We start from the raw sequence: 23,129 nt of genomic DNA, 5'->3' as shown, positions 1-23,129 counted from the left end.
CGCGACTGAGAATCGATGCTAGAGAGTCATTAAACGACGTGTTATCGAAATTCGGCAAAGATGACGGCTGACGTTTCGCTGACGGCAACGGTGGGCGGTGGGCGGTGGGCGGCTCTCCACGAGCGTCGTGCACACACCGTCCGGCCGCGCGAAGCGGCCGGACGGGCCGACGCGTCACCGGCGTTACTGACCGCCGCCGCGCTGGTTGAACCAGCGGTCGAGCAGCTTGCCGGCCGCCTCGCGGCCGCCGAGGCCGAACGACAGCGCGACCGCCACCGCGATCGCGCCGAGCACGAGACCGAACGCGAGTTGCACGATCTCGTTCGCGATGCCCATCGCGCGCAGCCCCATCGCAAACACCAGACCGAGGATCGCGAACTGCGCGATCCGTGCGAACAGCACGCTGTGCTCGCGGTCGGCCTGCTCGATCACGCGGCGCGCGAGGCCCGCGAGCCACACGCCGATCACGAGGATCACGCCGCCCGTCAGCACATGGCCGCCGAATTCGATGAACAGCGTGACGACGTCGCGCACCTGCGTGAAGCCGAGCCGGTTCGCGGCCTCCACCGACGCGAACAGCATCGCGAAGAACACGATCAGCCGCGCGACCAGCACCGACGGCTGCAGGATCCCCGAGAACACGCGCTCGACGCCGAGCACGGCCGGCAGCCCGTCGGCGCCGGCGGCTTCCAGCAGCTTCTGCGCGAGCGACGCGACGAAGCGCGCGAAATAGAACGTGACGAGCACGATCACGATCGCCGCGACGATGTCGGGCACCGCGCCGAGGAACTGGTTCAGCATGTTGGTGGCGGGAATCGAGATTGCGTCGATCTTCAGCGCGTCGAGCGCGGAGATCAGCGTCGGCACGAACACGAACACGTAGACGATGGTGCCGATCAGGCTCGACACGCGCACCGGCGTCGGGCTGTCGAGACCCTGCGTGAGGCGATCGGCGCCGGCGGCAACCAGCAGGTTCGTCACGAGGCCGCGCAGCACGCGCGCGACGACCCAGCCGACGAAGCCGATCACCGCGGCCGCGAACAGGTTCGGCACGATCGCGAGCAGCCTGTCGACCATCCCCTGCACCGGCGACAGCAGGCCGGACAGCGCGAACGACGCGAGAATCGCCGGCAGGAACATCAGGATCACGAGCCAGAACAGCACGTCGCCCAGATAGCCGCTCATCGGCTGCATGCCCGCGCTTTCGGACAGCTTGTCGTCGACCTTGCTCGCCTTCAGCGCACGGTTCGCGAGGCTGCGCAAGAGCGACGCGATCAGCCACGCGATCAGCGTCAGCGCCGCGCCGCCGATCAGGTTCGGCAGGTAGTTGACGATGTGGGTGACGAGCAGCGAGAACGGATTGGACACCGCGTACAGGTTGAGCACGTTGAAGATGCCCACCGCGGTGACGAGCAGCACGAGCCAGAACAGCCCGCCGGCGATGATCCGCTCGACGCACGCGCCCTGGCCGGTGCTTTCGTTGATCCGCTGATCGACCTTCAGCGCGTTGAGCAGCCGGAGCGCGCCGGCCCGCACCGCGACGGCGATCAGCCAGCCGATCACCAGGATGCCGATCGCGCCGGCAATCTTCGGCAGGTATCCGCCTAGCGTGGTCTGCAGCGACGTGATGAAGCTGGAAGCATCCATTTCTTCTTCTCCCGAAAAACGTGGCGTTGCGATTGAACATCGACGAACTACCTGCGTACTTCGAAAACCGTGCGTTGCCGCCCCAAGCAACTTACCCGAGAAAAATGACGCGATCACCCGATTTCACCGTCTTTAACTTTAGACATATCTCGACGGGGACGAGACCCCATTTCGGCGAAATTAAAAAGGGGCAGATTTTGTTCGTCTACGCATCTCCGCAAGATTTATCAATCGGCGGCGTGCTACCGTGACGTCGATTCCTGCGGGGGAACGCACGCATGACCGTCGACACGAAAGCCGAAACGCCCGCGTGGGCCCGCTATGCAGCACGCATCGCGCGCGTTCACGACCACATCCGCACGCACCTCGACGACACGCTCGACCTGAACCGGCTCGCCGACATCGCGTGCCTGTCGCCGTATCACTGGCAGCGCGTCTATCGCGCGCTGTACGGCGAGTCGATCGTGCTGACGGTGCGGCGGATGCGGATCGTGCGCGCATCGGAGGACCTCGTCTGCACGGCGCTGCCGCTCGACGCGATCGCCCGGCGCGCCGGCTACGGTTCGACGCACGCGTTCGCACGCGCATTTCGGGATGCTTACGGCCTGCCGCCCGCGCAGCACCGGCGCGCCGGGGTCCACCGGCCGATCTATCCGTTACAGCGAGGAGAGGAAGACATGTTCAAGCATGAAGTCGAGATCCGGCGGCAGCCGGAATTGCGCGGTTATGCGGTGGCGCATACGGGCGCTTACCTGAAGGTCGGCGACGCGTTCGGACAGATCGGCGCGTGGGTCGGGCAGCACGGGTTGATCGGCCCCGGCGCGAAGATGATCGGGATCTTCTACGACGATCCGGATACCACGCCCGAAGCGCAATTGCGAGCGAAAGCGTGCTTCGTGCCGGCCGGCGGCGCGCCGGACGTCGAGCCGACGCCGCCGGTCGAGCGCGTCACGATCGCGGGCGGCGAGTATGCGGTGCTGCTGCATACCGGACCGTATGCGGACCTCAAGACCGCTTACCAGTGGCTGTATGGCGACTGGCTGCGTCACTCGGGCCGCGAAGCCGCCGATGCGCCGCCGTTCGAGCTGTATCTGAATACGCCGATGGATGCGGCGCCGGCCGACCTGCGCACCGAGATTCATTTGCCGCTGCGTTGAGCGGCAGGTCCCGGGTTCGGGGCCGGGGCTCGGGGCTCGGGGCTCGGGGCTCGGGGCTCGGAACTCGGAACTCGGAACTCGGAACTCGGAACTCGGAACTCGGAACTCGGAACTCGGAACTCGGAACTCGGAACTCGGAACTCGGAACTCGGAACTCGGAGACTCGGAGACTCGGAGACTCGGAGACTCGGAGACTCGGAGACTCGGAGACTAGAAGACTCGGAAGCTCGCTCGGAGCGAGCCCGCACGCCGTGGCCCGGCGACGCCCGTTGCAGGCGCCACGCCGCCCTTGGAGATCAGCCGTCACGCCGGCATCGAGGCCGACGATCGAGCCTTACCCGGCCTGCGTGCCGCAGCCCGGACAGAAGCGCGCGTCAGCGGCCAGCGCCGCGTGGCAGCGGCTGCATGCCTTGCCCCGCTGCGCTACACCACACTGCGCGCAGAATCGCGCATCCGCCGCGTTGATGGCGCCGCAGCCCGCACAGGCGAGCTGACGCAGCGGCACGTTGCTGCCCGGGCCGCCCTGCGCGTCGGCCGACGGCTGCCAGCCCCAGCCGTGACGATCGCGGCCGCGCGCATCGTGGCCGCCATGGCCTTCCCGGCCCGCTCCGCCGTGATGCCCGCCGCCACCGTGGCCGCTTCCATGCCCACCGCCATGACCGCCACCGTGGCCACCCAGGATCCGTTTCAGAAAGCTCATCGCCAGCTCCTCGTCACTGCGTCCGCGCGCTGTCGAACACGCCCGTCTTCGACAGCAGCCGCAAGCCGTTGCCGACGACGATCAGGCTCGCACCCGCATCGGCGAACACGGCCATCCACATCGTGCCGAGCCCGGCGACCGTCAGGCCGAGGAACACGATCTTCACGCCGAGCGCGAAGCCGATGTTCTGCACCAGCACGCGGTGCGTCGCGCGCGACAGCCGCACGAACGCGGGAATCTTGCGCAGGTCGTCGTCCATCAGCGCGACGTCGGCCGTCTCGATCGCCGTGTCGGTGCCCATCGCGCCCATCGCGAAGCCGATGTCGGCGCGCGCGAGCGCCGGCGCGTCGTTGATCCCGTCGCCGACCATCCCGACCGCGCCCGCACCCGCGCCGCCCGCCGACAATTCCTCGACCGCCGCGAGCTTGTCCTCGGGCAACTGGTTGCCGCGTGCATCGTCGATGCCGGCCTGCTGCGCGATTGCCTGCGCGGTGTGCGGGTTGTCGCCGGTCAGCATCGCGGTGCGGATGCCGAGCGCGTGCAGGTCGGCGATCGCCGCGCGGCTGGTGTCCTTGATCGTGTCGGCCACCGCGAAGATGCCGAGCACGCGCGTGTCGTCGACCAGCATCACGACGCTCTTGCCCTGCCGCTCGAGTGCGTCGAGCTTCACCTCCAGCGCCGGCGAGCAGCGTTCGAGCTCCTCGACGAGCCGGTGGTTGCCGAGCCAGTAGCGCGCGCCGTCGATCGTGCCGCGCACACCGCGCCCGACGAGTGCTTCGAACTCCTCTACGTCGGCAAACGCCGCCGTCTGCGCGTCACGCGCCGCCGCGGCGATCGCCTGCGACACCGGATGATCGGAGCGCGCCGCGAGGCTCGCGCCGAGGTGACGCACGCGCGCCGCCTCGAGGTCCGTCGCATGCAGGTCGAAATCGGTCTGCACCGGCTTGCCGTGCGTGATCGTGCCGGTCTTGTCGAGCGCGAGCCACGCGAGCTTGCGGCCTTCTTCCAGATACACGCCGCCCTTCACGAGAATCCCGCGCCGTGCGGCGGCCGCGAGCCCCGACACGATCGTCACCGGCGTCGAAATCACCAGCGCGCACGGGCACGCGATCACGAGCAGCACCAGCGCGCGGTAGATCCAGTCGTGCCACGCGCCGCCCATGACGAGCGGCGGCGCCACCGCGACCAGCAGCGCGATCGCGAACACGATCGGCGTATAGACGCGTGCGAACTGGTCGACGAAGCGCTGCGTCGGCGCCTTCGCGCCCTGCGCTTCCTCGACCGCGTGGATGATCCGCGCGAGCGTCGAGTTGGCGGCAACCGCCGTCACGCGATAGTCAAACGAACCCGCTTCGTTGATCGTGCCCGCGTACACCGCATCGCCTGCCGACTTGTCGACCGGCAGGCTCTCGCCGGTGATCGGCGCCTGGTTCACCGTCGAGCGGCCCGCGACCACTTCGCCGTCCAGCCCGATCCGCTCGCCCGGCTTCACGCGCACGATCGCGCCGAGCGCGACCCGCGCGGCCTCGATCGTGCGCCACGTGCCATCGATGTCCTGCACGGTCGCGGTGTCCGGTGCGAGCTGCATCAGGCCCTGGATCGCATTGCGCGCGCGATCGAGCGACTTCGCCTCGATCAGCTCGGCGATCGTGAACAGCACCATCACCATCGCGGCTTCCGGCCACTGGCCGATCGCCATCGCGCCCGTCACCGCGATGCTCATCAGCGCGTTGATGTTCAGGTTGCCGTTGCGAATCGCGATCCAGCCTTTCTTGTAGGTGGTCAGCCCGCACGTGAGCACGGCAGCGAGCGCCAGCACCGCCGACAGCCACACCGGCAGGCCGGCCCAACTCACGGCCTCGGACGCGATCGCGGCGACGCCGGCGACCGCGAGCGGCCACCACGGCTTCGCGGGCGGCGGCGCGACCGGCGTTGCCGGCGCGTCGGCCGACGCGGCCTCCGGCGTCATCCCGAGCGTACGGATCGCGCTTTCGATCGCAGGCTGCGCACCGGCCACGTGGTCGACGGTCAGCATCCGCTGCATCAGGTTGAATTCGAGCGCCGACACCTGCTGCATCCCGCCGAGCTTCTTGCGGATCAGCGTTTCCTCGGTCGGGCAGTCCATCTGCATGATCCGGAACGCGGAGCGCACATGACCCGACGCGGTCGCGCGCGCGGCCGGCAGCGGTGCGAGCGTCAGCGCGGCCGGCGCGCAGCAGGCACCGGCCGCGTGGTCGTGGTCGTGGTCGTGATCGTGATCGTGATCGTGATCGTGATCAGCATGGTCATGCGCGGCATGGTCGTGTGCCGCGTGGTCGTGCGAGCACGCCGCGCCGTGCCCGTGCCCGTCGTCGTGCGCGTGGCCGTGCGCATCGCCATGCCCGTCGCCGTGCGCGTGGCCGGCATGGCCACCGTGGTCGTGCCCAGCGAGGTGCGCCGATGCCTGATCGTGGTCATGGTCGGGGCCGCATCCACGCGACTGCCCGTCGCGCGCCGCCGCGTCGCCGTGCGCGTGCGCGTGCTCGCCGGCCGCCGACGCCGCGTCGCCAACGGTCGCCGCCTGCGGGTCGCACGCATCGGCGCAGCAGGTCTCGGCGCCGCCGGCATGACGGTGTCGTGGGTCGTGGGTACGCTGCGCGTCGGTCATGACAACCTCCTCTATGGCTTGACGGAGTACAGTTAACACCCTGAAGCCACTACAAGGTCAACCCTTGCAAAGGAGAAAGCCATGAAGATCGGCGAACTGGCCAAGGCGGCCCGCTGCACGCCCGAAACGATCCGCTTCTACGAGAAAGAGGGGCTGATGCCGGATGCGGAGCGCACCGATTCGAACTACCGCAACTACACCGACGTGCACGTCGAGCGGCTGCGCTTCATCCGCAACTGCCGCGCGCTCGACATGGCGCACGACGAAATCCGCGCGCTGCTGCAGCTCACCGACACGCCCGCCGACCCATGCGATTCGATCAACGCGCTGCTCGACGAACACATCGGCCACGTCGATGCGCGCCTCGCGGAACTGACGCATCTGCGCGACCAGCTCACCGAATTGCGCCGCCAGTGTGTCGGCGAACATTCGGTCGAGGACTGTGGAATCGTGCACGGTCTCGCGACGATGGAAACCGTCGCGCCGGCCGCAAAGCGCTCGCACCTCGGCTGAAACCCTTGTGGAATATGATAGTCTAGCGGATACTAGTTATATTCTTACTAGACATAACATAACTATTCATGCCCACAAGCCGCCCGTCTCCGCTCGCACTCGCGGTCCTCGCGACGCTCACCGAAACGCCGATGCATCCATACGGAATGCTGCAGCAGTTGAAGGCGCGCGGCTACGACGAAGTCGTCAACGTGCGGCAGCGCACGAGCCTGTATCAGACGATCGACCGGCTGCTGCGCGACGGGTTGATCGCCGTGCACGACACCGAGCGCGACGGCGCGTTTCCCGAGCGCACGCTGTACACGCTGACCGAAGCCGGACATACGGCCGGCCAGGCATGGCTGCATGCGCTGCTCGCGGAGCCCGCGCGCGAGTTTCCGGCATTCGGCGCCGGCCTCGCGTTCCTGCCGCTGCTCGATGCCGACGATGCACGCCGGCAACTCGAGCGACGCATCGCCGCGCTCGAAGCCGAACGCGAACGTCTCGAGTCGCTGCGCAACGCCGCGCAGAACGACCAGGTGCCGCGCCTGTTCCTGCTGCACAACGAGCATGCGCTCGTGCTGCTGAACGCGGAACTCGACTGGGCGCGCAGCGTCGTCGAACACCTGAAGATCGGCGCGCTGCGCTGGGTCGACGGCTGACGCGCAGCCATCGACGCGCGTCGCTCAAAGCACCTTGCCGGGGTTGAGCACGCCGACGGGATCGAGCGCGGCCTTCAGGCGCCGCATCAGGCCGATTTCGGCTTCGCTGCGCGTGTGCGCGAGATAGGCGCGCTTGAGCATGCCGATGCCGTGCTCCGCCGACACCGAGCCGCCCATGTCCCGGACGACCGTGTAGACGCAGCGATCGATCGCATCGGCGTTGGCGTCGCCCATGCCGTCGAGCGATACGCCGACATGCACGTTGCCGTCGCCGACGTGGCCGAAGAAGAGACACACGATGTCGGGCCAGGCCGCGCGCAATGCCGCTTCGCAGCGCTCGGCGAACAGGCCGAGTTCGCCCGTCGGCAGGCTCACGTCGAAGTTCACCAGATGCGGCAGCGCATCGATTGCGAGCCCTTCGCGCAGCGTCCACAAGTCGCGCGCCTGCCGCTCCGACGTCGCCAGCGCCGCATCGTCCACGAGCCCCGCGTCGATCGCATCCGCCAGGCCGTTTTCCAGCGCCGCGCGCGCATCGCCGCCCGGTGCGCTCGTCGCGCACTCGATCAGCACCGCGAAGCCGCCGTCGCCCGAGAACGGCGCGACGACGCCGGGAGTATGACGCGCCACGTAGTCGTAGAAGGCCGGCCACATCGCTTCGAAACTGACGAGCTCGGGCAGTGCGCGCAGACGGTTCCACAACCCGACCACGGCATCGTAGCCGTGCACGCGACAGAGCGCGGTGGCCGGCGCGGCCAGCTTCGGATGCAGCCGCAGCACGGCACGCGTGACGATGCCGAGCGTGCCTTCGCTGCCGATGAACAGCTGCTTCAGGTCGTAGCCCGCGTTGTTCTTCAGCATCCGGTTCATCGACGACACGACGGTGCCGTCGGCGAGCACGGCTTCCAGGCCGAGCACCTGCTCGCGCATCATGCCGTAACGGATCGCGCGCGTGCCGCCCGCGTTGGTCGCGAGCATGCCGCCGATCTGGCACGAACCGCGTGCGCCGAGATCGACGCCGAACGTGAAACCCGCCGCGTCCGCTGCCTCCTGCACCGTCTGCAGCGGCGTCCCGGCGCGCACCGTCATCGTGCCCGCCGCCGCGTCGATCGACTCGACGCCCGCGAAACGCTCCATCGACAGCACGATCTCGCCGCCCAGCGCGACCGCGCCGCGCGCGAGCCCGGTGAGGCCGCCCTGCGGCACGACCGGCTGCCCGAGCCGCGTGCACAGCGCGAGCGTGCGCGACACGTCGTCGACGCTGCGCGGCCGCACCAGCGCACGCGGCCGCACGCCGGCCGGCTCGTTGTACGCGGTGAAGTAGCGCGGATCGATCTCGGCCGCCCGCGTGACCAGCGTGTCGCCCAGCGCGGCGACGAGCGCCGCCTCGAGCGCGTCGTCCGCCGGCGCGGCTACATCGTGGCCGCCACGCGCGGCGGCCGTCTCCAGGTTCTGCATCGTGCGCGTCCGCTTACTTGGTGGAGATGTCGATGTCGCCGAAGTACTTCTGGCCGAGCGACTTCACCGTGCCGTCCGCCTTCAGCTTGTCGATCGCCGCATCGAGCTTCCCCTTCAGCGCGTCGTCGCCCTTGCGCAGGCCGAACGCGATCCCGCTGCCGAGAATCCGGTCGTCGCGCACCGGCTGGCCGACGAACGCGAAGCCCTTGCCGTCCGGGCGCGACAGGAAGCCGCGCTGGCCGGCCGGCGCGAGCACCAGCGTCGCGTCGAGGCGGCCCGACACGAGGTCGGCGTACACCTGGTTCTGGTCCTGGTACGCGACGATCGACACGCCGGCCGGCTCCCAGTGCGCCTTCGCGTAGGTTTCCTGGATCGACGCCTGCAGCACGCCGACGCGCTTGCCCTTCAGCGCTTCCGGCGTCGGCAGCAGGCCGCTGCCGGTGCGCGCGATCAGCTGCGTCGGCACGCGGTAGATGATCGTCGTGAAGTCGATCGCCTGGCGCCGCTGCTCGGTCGCGTTCATCGCCGAGTTGATCGCGTCGAACTTGCGGCCCTGCAGCGCGGGAATGAGCCCGTCGAACGACGTCTCGACCCACTTGCACGACAGCTTCGCGGTCTGGCAGACGGCATTGCCGACGTCGATGTCGAAGCCCTGCAGGTCGCCGTTCGGCGCCTTCGACTCGAACGGGGGATATTGCGCCTCGAGGCCGAAACGCAGCGTTTGCCCGTCGGCCGATGCCGCGCCGGAGCCGAGCGCGCACGCGAATGCGAACGCGAGTTTGAGGGTGTGTGCATGCTTCATCGTGATCTCCTGGCTGGCCGGTCGGCGCCGCGCTTCGGCACGTGCGCCGGTCCCGTCCGTGACTTTCGGTGCGACGTACACGTCGCCTGCTTGGGTGCGGGCGCGCCCGCGATTACAGCGAACGCAACCGCCGCGCGCCCTCGATCAGCGTCGCGTCGTCCTTCGAGAAACTGAGGCGGATCACGCCCGCGTCGGTGCCGTCGGTGTAGAACGCCGACAGCGGAATCGTCGCGACGCGCGCATCGCGGATCAGGCGCAGCACGAAATCGCTGTCGCGCTCGTCCGAGAAGTGGCGGAACCGCGCGAGCATGAAGAACGAGCCTTCGCTCGGCAGCAGCTCGAAGCGCGACCCGGCCAGCTCGCGCGCCAGCAGGTCGCGCTTGGCCTGGTAGAACGCCGACAGGCGGAGATAGCTTTCCGGCCGCGCGAGGATCTCCGCGAACGCGACCTGCATCGGCGTATCGGCCGAAAACACCATGAACTGGTGCACCTTGCGGATCTCGTCCATCAGTTCGGCCGGCGCGACGCAATGCCCGACCCGCCAGCCCGTCACGTTGAACGACTTGCCGAACGACGACACGATCACGCTGCGCTCGGCCAGCTCGCGGTGACGCGCGACGCTCTGGTGCTGCGCACCGTCGAACACGACATGCTCGTAGACCTCGTCCGACAGCACCACGATGCCGGTATCGCGCGTGAGCTGCGCGAGCCGTTCGAGATCGTCGGCGGAGAACACGGTCGCGGTCGGGTTGTGCGGCGTATTGACGACGATCATCCGCGTGCGCGGCGTGATCGCGGCGGCCACTTCGTCCCAGTTCACGCGGAAATGTTCGGGCGACAGCTTGATCGCGACCGGCGTCGCGCCCTGCATCCGCACGATCGGCGCATAGCTGTCGAACGACGGCTCGAAATAGATCACTTCGTCGCCCGGATGCACGAGCGCGCTGATCGCCGCGTAGAGCCCCTCGCTCGCGCTCGCGATCACCGTGATCTCGGTGCCCGGGTCGTAGCGCGTGCCGTACAGCGCCTCGGTCTTCTCCGCGAGCCGTTCGCGCAGCGACGCGAGGCCGGCCATCGGCGCGTACTGGTTGTGGCCGTCGCGCATCGCGCGCGCGACGCCGTCGACGAGCGCCGGATCCGGCGCGAAATTCGGCGCGCCCTGCGACAGGTTCAGCGCATCGTGCTGTGCGGCAAGCTGGCCGATCACCGTGAAGATCGTCGTCCCGACGTCCGGCAGTTTCGAACGGGGCCTGGTGGCGCTTCGCATGAGTTCTCCTTCTGATGTCCTTCGGGCCGGCCCGTGCGATGCGCGCGGCCGGTCTCATCGGGAATGATTTAGCCCGAGCCAATATCGGCGGACAACCGAAAGTTCGTCATGGCGGCCATGCATTTTTCTCATGAGCGGCCATACGCTTGGCTCGACGCCAAGGCCGAGTGACCGGCAATGCATGCGAATCGGGCATTTCCCCTGGACGCGCGCGGCCACGCCGCGCGTCACGCGCCCGCGGCCGCCAGATAGGCGCTCAGCACGGCGTGCAACTCGCCGCGCAACGCTTCGAGGTCCAGTGCCGGCCCGAGCGTGAGCAGCGCCTGGGACACGCCGCCGTAGCAGACCGCATGCGCCATCCGGGCGATCCCGTCGAGCCGCGCGGCCGGCGGCGGATCGGCGGCCTGCGCGAGCGCGTCGCGCCACAGCGCGACATAGGCGTCGTAATGCCGCCGGTACGCGGCGAGCGGCGACACGTGCCGCTCCAGCGCGAAAAACGCGCTCCACAGCGCGGCGTCGGCGCCGATCGCGTCGACCTGCAGGTCGGCGAGCGCGGCCGCGAGCTCGGCGCGCGGCGCGCCGCGCAGCCCGTGCGCCGCATCGCGCAGCCGGTCGGCCAGCGCCAGCACGCGCCGGTGGATGCACAGCGCGGCGAGGCTCTGCTTGTCGCCGAAGTATTCGTAGAAGGTGCCGACGCTCACGCCCGCGACGGCCGCGATCTCGCGAATCGTCGCCTTCGCGTAGCCGCGCTCGAGCAAAAGCTGAACGAAGGCCTGCTGGAGCGCGTCGGACGTGGCCTGCGCGCGCGACTGGCGCGGCCGGCGACGCAGCGCGGGCGCGGGTTGCGCCGCCGGCTGGCCGGGCGGCGCCGGAACCTGAACATGTCGCGGCGGCATATTTGCTACTCTGAAATTCAGCGGAAACGCGTTTGACCGGCAGACCGCGACGCACGAGACCGGAGACAGCCCGATGACCGAATCGACCCGAGACGTCACGAACCAGTTCGACGAACTGGTCGACTATAACCTCTTCGCCACCGACGTCGCGCTGCGCGACGCACTCGCCCGCGCGGGCGCCGACTGGGCCGTGCCGCGGCTCGACGCGTACGGCGCGCGGCTCGGCAGCGCCGACACCGCACAGCTCGCCGACGAAGCGAACCGCCACGCGCCGGAACTGAACGCGTTCGACCGGCGCGGCCGGCGCATCGACCGCGTCGACTTCCATCCGGCCTGGCACACGCTGCTCGGCATGTACCGCAACGAAGGCTTCGTGTCGCTCGCGTTCCGCGACACGCGCCCCGGCCGCTGGGCCGCGACCGCGGCCGGCTTCTACCTGCACGGCCAGATCGAGGCCGGCACGCTGTGCCCGGCGACGATGACGCAGGCCGCGATTCCGGTGCTGCAGAAGGAGCCGGCGCTGTGGGGCCTGCTGCGCGACAGGCTGTACAGCGACGACTACGATCCGCGCGACGTGCCGGTCGCCGACAAGCGTGCGATCTGGTTCGGCATGGGGATGACCGAGAAACAGGGCGGCTCCGACGTGCGCGCGAACACGACGCTGGCGACCCCGGTCGGCGCGGGCGGGCGCGGCGGCGAATACCGGCTGCGCGGCCACAAGTGGTTCTTCTCCGCGCCGATGTGCGACGCGCACCTGGTCGTCGCGCGCACCGAAGCGGGCAGCCCGTCGTGCTTCTACGTGCCGCGCTGGCGGCCCGACGGCACGAAGAACGCGGTCGAGATCCAGCGGCTGAAGAACAAGATCGGCAACCGCAGCAACTCGAGCAGCGAGATCGAGCTGAACGACGCATGGGGGATCATGCTCGGCGACGAAGGCCGCGGCATTCCGACCATCATCGAGATGGCCACCTATACGCGGCTGAACTGCGTGCTCGGCAGCGCGGCGATGCTGCGCCAGGGCGTCGTGCAGGCGATCGCGTACACGCGCCGGCGCCACGCGTTCGGCCGCGCGCTCGCCGAGCAGCCGCTGATGCGCACCGTGCTCGCCGATCTCGCGCTCGAAAGCGAGGCCGCGCTCGTGCTCGCGATGCGCCTGGCCGACGCGTTCGAGCGCGACGACGCGCCGCGCGAACGCGCGTGGAAGCGGATCGTCACGCCCGCCGCGAAATTCTGGGTCTGCAAGCGCGCGGTCGAGCTGACCGGCGAGGTGATGGAAGTGTTCGGCGGCAACGGCTACGTCGACGACGGCCCGATCGCGCGCCTGTTCCGCGAAGCACCGGTCAACTCGATCTGGGAAGGCTCAGGCAACGTGATGTGCCTCGACGTGCTGCGCGCGGTGTCGCGCGAGCCCGACGCGGCCGCGGCGCTGCTCGCCGAACTGGCCGACCTCGGCGCGGGCGAACCGCGCATCCGCGCGGCGCTGGATACGCTGCGCGCGATGCTCGCGGCGCCCGCCGACACGCTCGAGGCGTCGGCCCGGTTGTTCGCGCAACGGCTCGCGCTGGTCGCGCAGGCGTGCCTGCTGCGGCGCGACGCACCCGCGTTCGTCGCCGACGCATTCGTCGCGACCCGGCTCGCCGCGCCCGACTGGGGCCGCATCGCGGGCGGCTTCGACCCGCACGCGCTCGACGTCGCTGCGCTGCTGCAGCGCGCGTACCCGGCCTGACGCGCCCGCTCGTCCTCCTCGCGTGGAGCCATGATGAACCTCGCCGCCGCCCTCGACCGCGCCGCCCGTGCGACGCCCGACAAGCCGTTCCTGATCCACGACGACACGGCGATCACGTACGCCGCCGCGCGCGAGCGCTCGCATCGCGCGGCGGCCGTGCTGAGCGCACTCGGCGTCGCGGCCGGCGACCGCGTCGCCGCGATGTGCCTGAACACGCCCGCGTTCGTCGACCTGATGTTCGGCGCGTGGCGGCTCGGCGCCGCGTTCGTGCCGATCAACCACAAGCTGCAGGCGCCGGAAGTCGACTACGTGCTCGAGCACAGCGGCAGCAAGGTGCTCCTGTTCGACGCGGCGCTCGCGCCGGTGCTGGCGCGCGTGATCCATCCGGTGCGGCGGCTCGTCACCGAAGGCGACGCCGCCGGCACGCCGAATTTCGACGCGATGTGCGCGGCGATGGACGGCGTCGCGGGCATCGAGCCGGCCGACGGCGACGTCGCGCAGATCCTCTACACGTCCGGCACGACCGGCCGCCCGAAAGGCTGCGTGCACAGCCATCGCGCCGTGACGCTCGCAGCGATGCAGGCGGCGCTCGCGACCGGCATCGGCCGTAACGAACGCACGCTGATGGCGATGCCGATCTGGCATTCGTCGCCGCTGAACAACTGGTTCGGCGGCACGCTGTACGCAGGCGGCACCGTCGTGCTGCTGCGCGAATACCATCCGCTACGCTTCCTGCAGGCCGTCGAGCGTGAGCGCGTGACGCTGTATTTCGGCGCGCCGGTGTCGTATACGCTGCCGCTCGACACGATCGAGCGCTTCGCGGCGTTCGACCTGTCGAGCGTGCGCGCATGGCTGTACGGCGGCGGCCCGATCGGCGCCGCGCAGGCCGAACGGCTCGCGCATGCGTATCGCAGCAACGCGTTCTTCCAGGTGTACGGAATGACGGAAACGGGCCCGGCCGGCACCACGCTGTATCCGGACGAACAGATCGCGAAGGCCGGCTCGATCGGTCGCCAGGGCGGCCCCGGCGTCGACCTGCGGGTCGTGCGGAGCAATGGCGCCGACGCGCTGCCGGGCGACACCGGCGAGATCTGGCTGAAGGCCGACAGCATGATGCTCGGCTATCTCGACGACCCGGCCGCGACGCGCGCCGCGTTCGCGCCGGACGGCTGGTATCGCACCGGCGACATCGCGCGGATCGATCAGGATGGCTACCTGTTCATCGTCGACCGGCTGAAGGACATGATCGTGACGGGTGGCGAGAACGTCTATTCGAAAGAAGTGGAGGACGTGCTCGACGCGCATCCGGACATCGCGGAAGCGGCCGTCGTCGGCGTCCCGCATCCGGAATGGGGCGAGACGGTCGTCGCGCACGTCGTGCTGCGCGCGAGCGCTGCGCCCGATGCGGATGCGCTGCGCGCGTTCTGCGGCGAGCGGCTCGCCGCGTACAAGATTCCGCGCGAATTCGTGTTCGCGGAAACGCTGCCGCGCACGCCGACCGGCAAGCTGCAGAAGTTCCTGCTGCGCACGCGGCGCGAGCGCGAGTAACGCCGAAGCCAAAGAAAAAGCCACCGGACCCGACGGCCCGATGGCTTTTTCGCACGCGATGCGGGACGGGGCATTGCGACGCCCCCGCCCGCGCTCACGCCATGCTTACTTGCCGCCGATGCTCTTCAGCGGCTTCCACTCGCCCTTCTCGACCTTGTACATCGTGATGCCGCCGTTCTTCAGGTCGCCCTTCGCGTCGTACGCGACGTGCGACGACGTGACGCCGGCCATGTCGGTCTTCGCGAGCACCGGCAGGTACTTCGCCGGATCGGTCGAATCGGCCTTCTTCATCGCGTTGAGCATCGCCATCGCGCCGTCGTACGCGTACGGCGAGTACGTCTGCACTTCTTCGCCGAAGCGCTTCTTGTACTTGTCGGCGTAGGTCTTGCCGCCGGGCATTTCTTCCAGCGGCAGGCCTGCCAGCGATGCGATCGTGCCGTCGGCCGCGTTGCCCGCGATCTTCAGGAACGTCGGCGTCTTCACCATTTCGCCGCTCATCAGCGGTGCGGTGATGCCGAGCGTCTTCATCTGCTTGACCATCGGCGCTGCCTGCGAATCCGCTCCGCCGTAGTAGACGAGGTCCGGCTTCGCGGCCTTCAGCTTGGTCAGGATCGCCTTGAAGTCGACCGCCTTGTCGTTCGTGAATTCACGGTCGACGATCGTCGCGCCGCCGGCCTTCGCGGCCTTCTCGAACTGGTCGGCGAGACCCTGGCCGTAGGCCGTGCGGTCGTCGACGATCGCGATCTTCTTCATGCCGAGATCCTTCGACGCGAAGGTGCCCGCCACCGAGCCCTGCTGCGTGTCGGACGTCATCATGCGGAAGGTCGTCTTGTAACCCTGCTGCGTGTATTCCGGCGCCGTCGCCATCGCGATTTCCGGAATGCCGGCGTTCGCGTAGATGCGCGAAGCGGGAATCGTCGTGCCCGAGTTGAAGTGGCCGAGCATGCCCTTGATGCCGTCGTCGACGAGCTTCTGCGCGACCGTCGTGCCGGTGCGCGGGTCAGCCTGGTCGTCCTGCGTCTCGAGCACGAACTTCACCGGCTTGCCGCCGATCTTCGGGCCGGTCGCGTTGAAGTCTTCCAGCGCGAGCGCGATCCCGTTCTGCATATCCTTGCCGTAGTGAGCCTGGGCGCCCGTCATCGGCCCTGCGTAACCGATCTTCACGTCATCCGCATGGGCCGTCCCCGCCAGCGACATGACAGCGACGAACGTCGCGCCTGCCAGCTTTTTCATCGTGTGTTGCATAGCTTCTCCTTGGTACCAGGGTAAATGGAGCGGCTTCGGGATCGCCTTGCCGCTTCCTTTGATTGATCCGAACGGCAAGGATGGTCAGCCGATCGTCATCAAATTCGCATTGCCGCCCGCCGCGGCCGTATTCACGCTCACCGAGCGCTCGGTCAGCAGGCGCTCGAGCGCGTAGTCTTCCGCGTCGCCGTTCTCGAACGCGCCCGCCGACACGCCCTGCACCGACACGATCGGGCCCGGCCGCTGCGCGACGTCCTTCACGAGCGTCTGCAGCTCGTCGCTGTCGCCTTCGAACAGCACCGCGTCGAACGGCGCGTCGGCCTGCTTGCGCACGGCCGCATGCGCCTTCAGCGCAGCCGGCAGCGCGGCCACCAGCGCCTCGCCCGCGGCACCGGCGAACAGTGCGCGGTTGCCCGTCGCCAGCACCGCCGCGAACTGCGCGCGCGCGCCGCTCGGCGTTGCCGCGACACACAGCACCGTGCCGCGCGGGCCGAGTGTATACGTGTTTCGCTCGCCGGTCGGGCCGGTCAGCACCGCGGTCGCACCGGCCGGCACCTGCGCCAGGTAGCCGTCGCAGCGAGCGGCCAGCGCCGGTTCGCGCTGCTCGATCAGCCAGTCGCGCAGCGCGGTCAGCGCCGTCGCCGGGTTGCTGCGCTGTTCGCCATCGACCGCGCCGTCCGCGATCAGCGTCTGCGCGAGCGAACGCGGCAGGCCCGACGGACGCGTCGCGAGCAGGCGCTGCAGGTACAGCGCGCCGCCGGCCTTCGGGCCCGTGCCCGACAGCCCTTCGCCGCCGAACGGCTGCACGCCGACCACCGCGCCGATCACGTTGCGGTTCACGTAGATGTTGCCGACGTGCGCGTTCGAGATCACGTGCGCGATCGTCTCGTCGATCCGCGTGTGGATGCCGAGCGTCAGGCCGTAACCCGTCGCGCGGATCTGCTCGAGCAGCTTGTCGAGCTGGCTGCGGCGATAGCGCACGACGTGCAGCACGGGGCCGAACACTTCGCGCTTCAGCTCGTCGATGCTGCCGATCTCGATCAGCGTCGGCGGCACGAACGTGCCGTGCGCGCAGGCTTCCGGCGACGGCAGCTGCGTGACCGCGTGGCCCTTGTCCTTCATCGTCACGACGTGCGTGTCGATCGTCTGCTTCGCTTCGCCGTCGATCACCGGGCCGACGTCGGTCGACAGCCGGTCCGGGTTGCCGAGCGCCAGCTCGTGCATCGCGCCCTTGAGCATCGTCAGCGTGCGGTCCGCGACATCGTCCTGCAGACACAGAACGCGCAGCGCCGAACACCGTTGACCGGCCGAGTCGAACGACGACTGCATCACGTCCGCGACGACCTGCTCCGCGAGCGCCGACGAATCGACGATCATCGCGTTCTGGCCGCCCGTTTCCGCGATCAGCGGAATCGGCTTGCCGTCCGGGTCGAGGCGCGCGGACAGCGTCTTGTTGATCAGGCGCGCGACTTCGGTCGAGCCGGTGAACATCACCGCGCGCGTGCGCGGATCGGCGACCAGCGCCGCGCCGACGGTCTCGCCGGTGCCCGGCAGCAGCTGCACCGCGCCGGCCGGCACGCCGGCCTCGCGCAGCAGGCGCACGGCCTGGGCCGCGATCAGCGGCGTCTGTTCGGCCGGCTTCGCGAGCACCGTGTTGCCGGCCGCGAGCGCGGCGGCGACCTGCCCCATGAAGATCGCGAGCGGGAAGTTCCACGGGCTGATGCAGACCACGGGGCCGAGCGGACGGTGCGTGTCGTTCGAGAATTCGTCGCGGATCTGCGCCGCGTAATAGCGCAGGAAGTCGACGGCTTCGCGGATTTCGGCGATCGCGTTCGGCAGCGACTTGCCGGCTTCGCGCACGATCAGGCCCATCAGCGTGTGCATCTGCGCTTCGAGCAGGTCGGCCGCGCGCACCAGGCAGTCGGCGCGCGCATCGACCGGTGTCGCCTGCCAGATCGGCGCGGCGGCAACCGCGTGCGCGAGCGCCGCGCTCACGTGCTCGGCCGTCGCTTCGCTGACCGTGCCGACGATGTCGCGCTGGTCGGCCGGGTTGCGCACGTCGCGCGCCGGGGCGTCGGCGAGCGCGTCGTCGGCGAGCATCGGCGCCGCGCGCCACGGATGGTGCGCGCTCGCCAGCAACGCGGACGACAGCGACGCGAGACGGTGTTCGTTCGACAGGTCGAGGCCCATCGAGTTGGGACGCTCGTCGCCGTACAGGTGGCGCGGCAGCGGAATCTTCGCGTGCGGCGCGCCGAGCGGCACGACCTTCGACGCCTCGTCGACCGGATCGGCGACCAGTTCCTTCACCGACACGGTTTTATCCGCGATGCGGTTCACGAACGACGTGTTCGCGCCGTTCTCCAGCAGGCGGCGCACCAGGTACGCGAGCAGCGTTTCATGCGTGCCGACCGGCGCATACACGCGGCACGGACGGTTCAGCTTGTCACGGCCCGTGACTTCCTCGTACAGCGGCTCGCCCATCCCGTGCAGGCACTGGAATTCGTACTGGCCCGGGTAGTAGTTCTGGCCGGCCAGGTGATAGATCGCGGCCAGCGTGTATGCGTTGTGCGTCGCGAACTGCGGGTAGACGGCGTCGGGTGCCGCGAGCAGTTTCTTCGCGCACGCGAGATACGACACGTCCGTGTAGATCTTGCGCGTGTAGACCGGATAGCCTTCGAGGCCGTCGACCTGCGCACGCTTGATTTCGGTGTCCCAGTACGCGCCCTTGACGAGGCGGATCATCAGGCGGTGACGGCTGCGGCGCGCGAGGTCGATCAGGTAGTCGATCACGAACGGGCAACGCTTCTGGTAACCCTGCACGACGAAGCCGATGCCGTTCCAGCCCGCGAGTTCCGGATCGAAGCACAGCGCTTCCAGCAGGTCGAGCGACAGCTCGAGACGGTCGGCTTCTTCCGCGTCGATGTTCAGGCCGATGTCGTAGCGGCGCGCGAGCAGCGCGAGCGCACGCACGCGCGGCAGCAGCTCGCTCATCGTGCGGTCCTGCTGCGAGCGCGAGTAGCGCGCGTGCAGCGCCGACAGCTTGATCGAGATGCCCGGGCCTTCGTAGATGCCGCGGCCGCCGGCCGCCTTGCCGATCGCGTGGATCGCCTGTTCGTACGACGCGTAGTAGCGCTGCGCGTCCTCTTCGGTCGTCGCCGCTTCGCCGAGCATGTCGTACGAGTAGCGGAAGCCGCGCGCTTCGTACTTGCGGCTGTTGGCCAGCGCCTCGGAAATCGTCTCTCCGGTGACGAACTGCTCGCCCATCAGGCGCATCGCCATGTCCACGCCCTTGCGGATCAGCGGCTCGCCGCCACGGCCGATCAGGCGCGTGAGCGCCGACGACAGGCCCGCTTCGCTGTTGGTCGTCACGAGCTTGCCGGTGATCATCAGCCCCCAGGTCGCCGCGTTCACGAACAGCGACGGCGCGTGGCCGACGTGCGAGCGCCAGTCGCCCTTGCTGATCTTGTCGCGAATCAGCGCATCGCGGGTCGCGCGATCGGGGATCCGCAACAGCGCTTCGGCCAGACACATCAGCGCGACGCCTTCCTGGCTCGACAGCGAAAACTCGTGGATCAGCCCTTCGACGCCGCCGCCCGAGCTCTTCTCGCGCAGCGCCTCGACGAGCTGCGTCGCGAGCGTCTGCACGTCGGCCTGCAGGTTCGCCGGCAGGCGCGCCTGGCCGAGCAGGAACGGCACGCATTCCGGTTCGGGGCGGCGATACGCGGCCGTGATCGCCGCGCGCAACACCGATTGCGGCTGCACGTTCTGGGCGAACTCGAGGAACGGATGCGGCGAGTTGTCGTCGTCACCGTCCGGCGTCTGGCCGTCGGCGAGCTCCGTCACGCCGCTGCTGCCCGACAGTTCGGGCGGCAGCTGGCCGTGCTCGATCCGCTCGAGGTACGCGAAGATCGCCTGCTTGATCAGCCAGTGGGGAGTGCGCTCGAGACGCGCTGCCGCGTCTTTCAGGCGCGAGCGGAGAAGGTCGTCGACTTTGACGCCAAGAGTCGTGCTTGCCATGGTGGGTTGGTGCGCCGGTGCGAGCCCGGCAATGTGGTGTGAGAGGATGCGCGAAATCCTACGGCACGCAATAAAAAGGTGCAACCGAATTAAGAGATTGGTTGCACCTCGAAGTTACTCAATATAATCAGCCACTTATAAGGTTGCAACCTAGGGGTTGCCCGTGGTCGGTGGATCGGTGTTTTCCCTGATCGAGGGCGAGTTGGCGCGCGTGGGCAACCTTCGGTGTGCGCGGCGGAGGGGAAAGACGGGTTGCACTGGCCGGGTCGGCGGGTACCGCGGGCAGGTTTGGAACGCGCCCTGCGGAGATCGCATGCCGCTCGGCGCGGGCGGCGGGGTTGGCGGGTTGGCGGGTTGGCGGGTTGGCGGGTTGGCGGGTTGGCGGGTTGGCGGGTTGGCGGGTTGGCGGGTTGGCGGGTTGGCGGGTCGGCGGGTCGGCGGGTCGGCGGGTCGGCGGGTCGGCGGGTCGGCGGGTCGGCAGCTCGGCAGCTGGCAGCTCGGCAGCTCGGCAGCTCGGCAGCTCGGCAGCTCGGCAGCTCGGCAGCTCGGTACCGGGAAAGCGGCGCGCGGCAGACGACTGCTGCCGCGCCGCTCAGATATCCAGCGGATCGACCTCGACGCTCCACCGCAGCACGCCCTTCAGCGCGCGCAGTTCCGGCTGCCATGCGCGCAGCGCGTGCTGCAGCGCGGCCCGCGACGCGCTTTCGAGCAGCAGCTGCGCGCGGTGGACGTTCGCGACCTTCACGATCGTCATCGGCACCGCGTCGTACACGGTCACGCGATCGGCGCCCGGCAGCCCCGGCAACGCAGCCGCGGCCTGCAGCAGGAACGCGAGCGCCGCGTCGAGCGTGCGCCCTTCGGCGCGCAGCAGCGCCTGGTAGACGAACGGCGGCAGGTGCGCGTCGCGGCGCTCGCCGAGCGTCGAATTCGCGAAGCCGACGTAATCCTGCCGGCCGAGCGCGTGATACAGCGCGTGACGCGGATAACGCGTCTGCACGAGTACCTCGCCCGGCAGCCCCGCGCGCCCCGCGCGGCCGCTCACCTGCATCAGCTGCGCGAACAGCCGCTCGCTCGCGCGGAAGTCGTGCGAGAACAGCGCGGTGTCGGCATTGAGCACACCGACGAGCGACACGCGCTGGAAGTCGTGCCCCTTCGCGATCATCTGCGTGCCGACCAGGATGTCGACTTCACCGGCGTGCACATCCGAGAACAGCGCCTGCGCACTGCCCTTGCGCCGCGTGCTGTCCGCGTCGATCCGCAGGATCCGTGCGCCCGGCACGGCCTCGGCGAGCGCCTCCTCGATGCGCTGCGTGCCGCGCCCGAGCGGCGCGATGTCGACGTTCCCGCATTCCGGGCACGAACGCGGAATGCGCGCTTCCCAGCCGCAGTGATGGCAGCGCAACGCGTGCTCGGGTTTGTGCAGCACGACATAGGCGCTGCAGCGCGGGCAACCGGCGACCCAGCCGCACGCGTCGCACGCAAGCTGCGGTGCGTAGCCGCGCCGGTTCAGGAACACGAGGCTCTGCTCGCCGCGCTCGAGCCGCGCCTTCAGCGCCGCGACGAGCGGCCCCGACAGCCCGCCCATCGACGCGCGCCCACGCCGCCGCTCCTCTTCGAGATCGATCAGCCGCACGGTCGGCAGCGTCGCGTCGGCCACCGCGCGGCGCGACAGCGTGAGCCGCGTGTAGCGCCCCTGCTCGGCCTGCCACCAGGTCTCGAGCGACGGCGTCGCCGAACCGAGCACGACCGGAATGCCGAGATGCTTCGCGCGCCACACCGCGAGATCGCGCGCCGAATAGCGTAGCCCTTCCTGCTGCTTGTACGCGGGCTCGTGCTCCTCGTCGACGACGATCAGCGCGAGCGTCGGCAGCGACGCGAGCACCGCGAGCCGCGTGCCGAGCACGATCCGCGCGCGGCCCGTATGTGCGGCGAGCCAGTTGCGCGCCCGTTCGCCTTCGGCGAGCCCGCTGTGCAGCGTGACGATCGCGTCGTCGGCGAGCGTGCCTGCGAAGCGCGCGCGAAACGCGGCCTCGAACTGCGGCGTCAGGTTGATTTCGGGCACGAGCACGAGCGCCTGCGCGTCGGGCCGCGCATCGAGCAGCGCGGCGAGCGCATGCAGATACACCTCGGTCTTGCCGCTGCCGGTCACGCCATGCAGCAGGAACGGCGCGAAGCCCTGCGCGGCGCGGATCGCGTCGAGCGCCTCGGCCTGCTGGTCGGTGAGCGCCGGCGGCACAGTTCGTCCACCGGTTGTCGACAGGTTATCCACAGCTTTGGGCACAGGCGCGTCGGCCCAGCCGATTTCCTCGATCGCGACCCAGCCGCGCGCCGCCCAGTCGTCGAGCGTGGCCGCCGCCTTCGGATGCAATGCGCGCGCATCGGGCAGCGTCAGCGAATCGGTGTCGGCGAGTGCCTGCGCGAGCCGCCGCAACGCGGCCCCGCGCGCGGGCAGTGCGTCGGGCAGCGCCGTGCGGCCGGCTTCGGTCAGCCGGTGACGCACCTCGGGCGCCAGCAGCCGCCCCCAGCGCTCCGCGTCGCGCAGCGCCTGCGGCAACGCCGGCAGCGCGACTTCACCGCGACCGCGCTGGTAGTAGTCGGCCGCGAAAGAGACGAGCGCAAGCCAGTCCGGCGCCAGCGGCGGCAGCTCGGTGCAGATCGCGTCGATTGCCCGCAAGCGGGACGGCGGCACGTCGGTGTGAGTCGTCACTTCGCAGACGAGGCCGACGACCTGCCGCTTGCCGAACGGCACCTGCACAAGGGTGCCTGGCTCGGGCGCCGGCTGGACGTCGCAGCGGTAGTCGAACAGGGTGGCGAGCGGATGGTCGAGGGCGACCCGCAGGTAGGTGCCGTCCATCACCGCGCTCCGGC

16 protein-coding genes are annotated in these 23,129 nt (G+C 69.4%); 6 read left to right on the top strand and 10 right to left on the bottom strand.

The genetic code is table 11. The features are described from left to right. Positions 1 to 183 precede the first annotated feature (183 nt). Positions 184 to 1,647: a mechanosensitive ion channel gene (locus tag U5A56_RS19090; RefSeq protein WP_044848392.1), complete on the bottom strand. Its 1,464-nt coding sequence runs from the start codon at positions 1,645 to 1,647 to the stop codon at positions 184 to 186. Between the two features lie 278 nt (positions 1,648 to 1,925). On the opposite strand from U5A56_RS19090, the gene U5A56_RS19085 reads away from it, so the two are divergent. Then, on the top strand, positions 1,926 to 2,804 hold the full coding sequence (locus U5A56_RS19085) for an AraC family transcriptional regulator (protein WP_321923975.1): 879 nt from the start codon (positions 1,926 to 1,928) through the stop codon (positions 2,802 to 2,804). 334 nt (positions 2,805 to 3,138) lie between these two features. On the opposite strand, the gene U5A56_RS19080 is transcribed toward U5A56_RS19085, so the two are convergent. Continuing rightward, positions 3,139 to 3,504 carry a zinc ribbon domain-containing protein gene (locus U5A56_RS19080; RefSeq protein ID WP_321923974.1) on the bottom strand — a complete coding sequence of 122 codons (366 nt, stop codon included), beginning with the start codon at positions 3,502 to 3,504 and terminating at the stop codon, positions 3,139 to 3,141. A gap of 13 nt (positions 3,505 to 3,517) precedes the next feature. Further along, a complete protein-coding gene (locus U5A56_RS19075; protein ID WP_321923973.1) occupies positions 3,518 to 5,629 on the bottom strand; it encodes a heavy metal translocating P-type ATPase in 2,112 nt (703 codons plus the stop codon). Between the two features lie 105 nt (positions 5,630 to 5,734). Here U5A56_RS19075 and U5A56_RS19070 point away from each other — a divergent pair, with 105 nt between their 5' ends. The 3 genes from U5A56_RS19070 to U5A56_RS19060 all read left to right on the top strand — a co-directional run bounded on the left by U5A56_RS19070 (position 5,735) and on the right by U5A56_RS19060 (position 7,305). After that, entirely contained in the window at positions 5,735 to 6,187 is a 453-nt protein-coding gene (locus U5A56_RS19070; protein WP_321923972.1) for a hypothetical protein, read from the top strand. A 45-nt stretch (positions 6,188 to 6,232) separates the two neighbouring features. Next, positions 6,233 to 6,664, top strand: a complete 432-nt coding sequence (gene cadR / locus U5A56_RS19065; protein WP_014895515.1) for a Cd(II)/Pb(II)-responsive transcriptional regulator — start codon at positions 6,233 to 6,235, stop codon at positions 6,662 to 6,664. A gap of 68 nt (positions 6,665 to 6,732) precedes the next feature. After that, complete coding sequence (locus tag U5A56_RS19060; protein ID WP_321923971.1) at positions 6,733 to 7,305, top strand: PadR family transcriptional regulator; 573 nt, start codon at positions 6,733 to 6,735, stop codon at positions 7,303 to 7,305. Positions 7,306 to 7,329: 24 nt separating this feature from the next. Here the strand turns inward: U5A56_RS19060 and U5A56_RS19055 are convergent, their stop codons facing one another. From U5A56_RS19055 to U5A56_RS19040, 4 genes are all read right to left on the bottom strand, one after another. Then, entirely contained in the window at positions 7,330 to 8,760 is a 1,431-nt protein-coding gene (locus tag U5A56_RS19055; RefSeq protein WP_321923969.1) for an FAD-binding oxidoreductase, read from the bottom strand. A gap of 13 nt (positions 8,761 to 8,773) precedes the next feature. After that, positions 8,774 to 9,562: an ABC transporter substrate-binding protein gene (locus U5A56_RS19050; protein WP_044849065.1), complete on the bottom strand. Its 789-nt coding sequence runs from the start codon at positions 9,560 to 9,562 to the stop codon at positions 8,774 to 8,776. Positions 9,563 to 9,674: 112 nt separating this feature from the next. Next, complete coding sequence (locus U5A56_RS19045; RefSeq protein ID WP_321923967.1) at positions 9,675 to 10,829, bottom strand: pyridoxal phosphate-dependent aminotransferase; 1,155 nt, start codon at positions 10,827 to 10,829, stop codon at positions 9,675 to 9,677. A 227-nt stretch (positions 10,830 to 11,056) separates the two neighbouring features. Continuing rightward, entirely contained in the window at positions 11,057 to 11,725 is a 669-nt protein-coding gene (locus tag U5A56_RS19040) for a TetR/AcrR family transcriptional regulator (RefSeq protein WP_321923965.1), read from the bottom strand. A 73-nt stretch (positions 11,726 to 11,798) separates the two neighbouring features. Here U5A56_RS19040 and U5A56_RS19035 point away from each other — a divergent pair, with 73 nt between their 5' ends. Then, positions 11,799 to 13,451 carry an acyl-CoA dehydrogenase family protein gene (locus U5A56_RS19035; RefSeq protein ID WP_321923963.1) on the top strand — a complete coding sequence of 551 codons (1,653 nt, stop codon included), beginning with the start codon at positions 11,799 to 11,801 and terminating at the stop codon, positions 13,449 to 13,451. Positions 13,452 to 13,484: 33 nt separating this feature from the next. Further along, on the top strand, positions 13,485 to 14,999 hold the full coding sequence (locus U5A56_RS19030; protein ID WP_321924078.1) for a class I adenylate-forming enzyme family protein: 1,515 nt from the start codon (positions 13,485 to 13,487) through the stop codon (positions 14,997 to 14,999). A gap of 105 nt (positions 15,000 to 15,104) precedes the next feature. Here the strand turns inward: U5A56_RS19030 and U5A56_RS19025 are convergent, their stop codons facing one another. The 3 genes from U5A56_RS19025 to U5A56_RS19015 form a co-directional block, all read right to left on the bottom strand. Continuing rightward, positions 15,105 to 16,244, bottom strand: a complete 1,140-nt coding sequence (locus U5A56_RS19025) for a branched-chain amino acid ABC transporter substrate-binding protein (protein WP_044849063.1) — start codon at positions 16,242 to 16,244, stop codon at positions 15,105 to 15,107. 84 nt (positions 16,245 to 16,328) lie between these two features. Then, the gene (gene putA / locus U5A56_RS19020) at positions 16,329 to 20,261 is read right to left on the bottom strand and encodes a trifunctional transcriptional regulator/proline dehydrogenase/L-glutamate gamma-semialdehyde dehydrogenase (RefSeq protein ID WP_321923962.1); all 3,933 of its coding nucleotides are present in this window, start codon (positions 20,259 to 20,261) and stop codon (positions 16,329 to 16,331) included. 592 nt (positions 20,262 to 20,853) lie between these two features. Next, the gene (locus U5A56_RS19015; protein WP_124571488.1) at positions 20,854 to 23,115 is read right to left on the bottom strand and encodes a primosomal protein N'; all 2,262 of its coding nucleotides are present in this window, start codon (positions 23,113 to 23,115) and stop codon (positions 20,854 to 20,856) included. Between the last annotated feature and the right edge of the window lie 14 nt (positions 23,116 to 23,129).

Source organism: Burkholderia sp. BCC1998 (assembly GCF_905339875.1).
GTDB lineage: Bacteria > Pseudomonadota > Gammaproteobacteria > Burkholderiales > Burkholderiaceae > Burkholderia.
Note: the sequence above shows the minus strand (reverse complement) of the source record. Positions and strands in the feature narration are given on the sequence as shown.